This window comes from Chlorobium sp. KB01, from assembly GCF_001975465.1.
Classification (GTDB): Bacteria; Bacteroidota; Chlorobiia; order Chlorobiales; family Chlorobiaceae; genus Chlorobium.
In genome coordinates this window covers 1-4,102 of sequence record NZ_MPJE01000020.1, presented here as the reverse complement: position 1 = coordinate 4,102, position 4,102 = coordinate 1, and the positions used below count along the sequence as shown (strand labels likewise).

The following is a 4,102-nucleotide window of genomic DNA, read 5'->3' as shown; positions in this document are numbered from 1 at the left end:
TCTATTTTATTATCATAACCTACAGGGATTTATTTTTTCAACAGTTGGACACCAGTGATCAAGAATCACTATAACAAAACCGCTCATTCGCTGAAACGGCTTGAAGTAATTGTTGAAGCGGCAGTGCTGTCGGGCTCGGATGTTCACGACAGGGAGAGTGATAAATCCACTCCGGACCCTGTTTTTGATCCGAAGGGCAAAACCGCAGCTATACTTGTTAACGGCTTTAATGGACTTGGGTTGCATACGCTCTTCAGCGTCTTCCGTCTCTTTGGAAACAGCTACAAAAATTATGTGTTTGTTGAAATCGGCTCCATTGATGCCGGAAACTTCAAGGGGGCGGATGAAATTGACCATCTCGGCAGTTTTGTTCGCAACGAGACATCCAAATACATGGACTATATGAAAGCGCACGGCTACTATTCGGAAGCATACTACTCCATCGGAACGGATGTGGTTGACGAAGTCAACAAGCTTGTTCCTGCTATTACCGAAAAGTTTCCGGATATCGTCTTTTTCGGAGGTCAGCTTGTCTTCAGCAAAGAGTCCCTGATGGACCGCTGGCTGCACAATTACACGGTTTTTGCCATACAGAGGAACCTCTATGTTTACGGCATTCCCTTTGTGATTTTGCCGATCAAGGTTTGACACTCCATCTCTGCACCCGCAACTCCTAACGGTAACGGAGGCTCATGATCATCGGGATACGTCAGAAACTTTTGCTCGGATTCAGCGGATTGCTTGTTCTGGTGCTTGTCATGGGTGCGCTCACGATCCGACAGATAGATTCACTTGGCGGAGCAATTGACATCATTCTCCGGCAAAACTATCGGAGTGTGATTGCTTGCCAGAAAATGAAAGAGTCTCTGGAGCAGATTGACCGGGGTGTTCTTTTGACTTTTACCGGTCATTACGATGAGGGATTGATCTCAATCCGGCTGCATGAAAAGAACTTCCGGAATGCACTGCAGATCGAGCTTGGTAACATTACCTTGCCCGGCGAACATCAGAAAGCGATGCGTATCAGGGCACTCTTTATCGAATATTCCAGGGTTATTGATCTTGTTACTGACCAGTCCCGGGATCTTTCACTTAGGCAGAAACGATATTTCCAGACTCTTCTGCCACTCTTTCAGGAAATCAAACAGTTTTCCGGAGAGGTTCTTGAGATGAACCAGGCGAATATGAACCGGGCCAATGACAGTGCACGCCGCATGGCGGCATCTGCTCATAACACGATGCTTGCCGTAATTCTGGCCTGTGCTGTTATTGCGCTTCTCTTCAGTTCTCAGGCACATCGCTGGATTCTCATGCCTATTAAAAAACTGATCGCTTCTGCTGAAGAGATCAGCAGGGGGAACCTTGATCTGGTGCTTGACACCACCTCAAACGATGAGATCGGACAGCTCTCGAGGTCATTTAACGACATGGCGGCGACCTTGCGCAAGATGCGTAAAACCGATATGGATACCCTTCTCAGAACCCGAAGTGCCACACAGGAGGTGTTCAAGGCTCTGCCTGTGCCGATAGCTGTACTCGACCAGAACGGAGAGATTGAAGTATCGACCGAAAATGCGGAGAACTATTTTGGTCTGAAGCCCGGCGTAAATGTTTATGATCTTGGACACGAGTGGATGACGGAGTTGTTGCAGAACAAGGAAAAGCAGGAGTATGGCGGTGACACGCTCGGGAACAAGCGCTATATCCAGCATTTTGCCGGAAACCGGGAGAGCTTTTTTCTGCCACAGGCAGTGCCTGTACCCGCCGGAACAGCCCTGATTCTCAGGGATGTCACGCAGATTATAGAGCAGCTTGAGCTGAAACGAAGTGTTATTGCGACCGTTTCCCATCAGCTTCGAACACCGCTTACTTCACTCAGAATGTCGATCTATCTTCTGCTTGAAGAGCGCATCGGCACGCTGAACAGCAAACAGGCCGAGCTGCTGCTGGCTGCGCGTGAAGAGAGTGAACGACTCTCACATATACTTGATGATCTGCTCGACCTCAACAGGATAGAGTCCGGTAAAGCACATTTGAACATTCAGCCGGCATCTCCTTTTCGTCTCGCGACAGAAGGTGTCGATCCATTTACAGCAGAAGCCCGCGACAAACGGGTGAATCTTGTAAACACGGTTCCGGAAGGAGTATCGGAAGTTATGGCCGATCCGGAGCGAATCCGCCATGTTTTTGCCAATCTTTTGTCCAATGCTCTGCGATTTACTCCACCTGAGGGATCAATAACCGTAAGTGCTTGTGAAGATGAGGATAACGTCAGGTTTTCTGTTGCAAACAGCGGTGAGGGTATCGCTTCTGAACATCTGGAGCACCTTTTTGAACAGTTTTACCGGGTGCCCGGACAGCGGGACGAGAGTGGAATCGGGCTGGGGCTCTCCATTGTCAAGGAGATTGTAGAGGCTCATGGCGGGACTGTTGGCGCTGAGAGCAATCCCGAAACCGGCTCCATTTTTCATTTCACGTTGCCTGTTTTTTCCCCTTCCAGGGCTTGAAAACAGAGATAAAGATGGTGATGAGCAGCACCAGAACCTGAAGGGTGCCGAACATGAGGTTCATCTGCTGATTGTAGAGGTACGCGGGATCAGAGAGTGACGTGATGCCGATTTTTCCGGAAATCTCCATCATGGCGGTCTCCCAGGGGCCAAGGCAGAAGGTTCCGAAAAGAATTGCCGTGAGAGTTACAATCCACTTGAAGGTCAGCCAGTTGTGTTTGAAGAATCCCCATTGGGTAAAGATGGAGTAGCAGAGGCCGGTGAGCAGGCTTCCGATGGCACCGGGAACTACCACGATGTTCATATCGACATGATGAATGCTCCGGTTTATTCCGAACAAAACCCCGCCGTCAGTCACATCACGTTTCAGGAAATAGAGTGCCAGAAGGGAGATTGCTCCTCCTATCCATGAGCCAACAGCAATGAGATGAAACCCTTTCAGCCATTTTACCCCTTTCGGCGACAGGTTCGGCATAGCTATACTCTTGAAATTAAATACATTATCGAACTATACGGACGATCCATGTTATAAACCGCTTATGCCTGATATAGTGATGTGCTATAAGTATAGCATGAAATATAATCGAAACGCGGTGTAAACGATAACGTGCAGTGGATCAAAAACGAGGGGAGTGCTGAAAAATGCCCGCCGGCTTTATACCTTGCAATACATACCAGCGGGCAAATCTCAAATGAGCTAAAGCCTAACGGGTCATGTCACCGTACTCAAGAGTAGGTTGCGGCGTCCAGGTGAATGACTGAATCGGCTGGCCGGTAAGCGTGTAGTTGTAGAGCTTGTTTGCTCCACTGATGTAGACGTCATTGTTTGAGCCACCAACTATTCCACCGATATCGAACGGGGTCTGGACAAACGAGTACTGGTTCAGAGTGACGAGATCCCTGATGGTGAACCCTTTTTGTGAGCCACTGTATGTGGCAAGAAGCCTTCCGCAGATAACTGCAACATCGGTATAGATAATTCCCGGATCAGGAAAGGTCATGACCTTAAGAAGTACGCCGTTTGTGCTATACCGGTACAATCTGTTGCCGGATGCCAGATAGAGATCATTGTTTAACCCTGCTGCAATACCATTGATGCTGAAGCCGGTCTGGTAAAAAGCGAGTTGATTCAAACCAAGATCGCGAACAGTAAATCCCAACTGAGAACCGTTGTATGATGCGTAAACCCTGTTACCGCGAACAGCAATATCTGTGTAATTTATCCTGTCGTCAGGAAACTGCATATCCTTTAGCTGAGATCCTGTGGTGATTGAATAGTTATAGATGTGATTCTTATTGACCATGTAGACATTGTTATCCGGACCTGCCGCAACGCCATTGACGGGGTGGAGAGTCGGGATCACGCCAACCTGCACCAAATTCAGGGTTCTGATCGTAACGCCTTGCTGGGCTATGTTGTAGGCTGCAATGATGTTGTTTGCCAATACAACCCCGGAGATATTGAGAAAAAGGCCAAGCAGAACAGAAATCCGGAAAAGCAGGGATAAACCAGATGTTTTTTTCATGTTGCCTCCGCAATAAAGAATCCTCGCAGCAGAGCTACGAGGTATTAAAAGAGGCGTAATTGCTGTGAA

Annotated in this window: 4 protein-coding genes; 2 read left to right on the top strand and 2 right to left on the bottom strand. The window is 48.2% G+C overall.

The window, feature by feature from the left end:
* Positions 1-54 precede the first annotated feature (54 nt).
* Together BOO20_RS01765 and BOO20_RS01760 are read left to right on the top strand one after the other, a co-directional pair.
* Positions 55-648: a hypothetical protein gene (locus BOO20_RS01765; RefSeq protein WP_076789870.1), complete on the top strand. Its 594-nt coding sequence runs from the start codon at positions 55-57 to the stop codon at positions 646-648.
* 44 nt (positions 649-692) lie between these two features.
* Positions 693-2,507 carry a HAMP domain-containing sensor histidine kinase gene (locus BOO20_RS01760; protein ID WP_076789866.1) on the top strand — a complete coding sequence of 605 codons (1,815 nt, stop codon included), beginning with the start codon at positions 693-695 and terminating at the stop codon, positions 2,505-2,507.
* Here BOO20_RS01760 and BOO20_RS01755 read toward each other — a convergent pair.
* Positions 2,473-2,982: a hypothetical protein gene (locus BOO20_RS01755; protein ID WP_076789863.1), complete on the bottom strand. Its 510-nt coding sequence runs from the start codon at positions 2,980-2,982 to the stop codon at positions 2,473-2,475. The genes BOO20_RS01760 and BOO20_RS01755 overlap by 35 nt on opposite strands.
* Positions 2,983-3,211: 229 nt before the next feature.
* On the bottom strand, positions 3,212-4,033 hold the full coding sequence (locus tag BOO20_RS01750) for a hypothetical protein (RefSeq protein WP_076789860.1): 822 nt from the start codon (positions 4,031-4,033) through the stop codon (positions 3,212-3,214).
* Between the last annotated feature and the right edge of the window lie 69 nt (positions 4,034-4,102).

Excerpts from the sequence above, each read along its gene's own strand:
- BOO20_RS01760 (WP_076789866.1), top strand. The coding sequence starts at position 693 with ATGATCATCGGGATACGTCAGAAACTTTTGCTCGGATTCAGCGGATTG.
- BOO20_RS01755 (WP_076789863.1), bottom strand. The coding sequence starts at position 2,982 with ATGCCGAACCTGTCGCCGAAAGGGGTAAAATGGCTGAAAGGGTTTCAT.
- BOO20_RS01750 (WP_076789860.1), bottom strand. The coding sequence starts at position 4,033 with ATGAAAAAAACATCTGGTTTATCCCTGCTTTTCCGGATTTCTGTTCTG.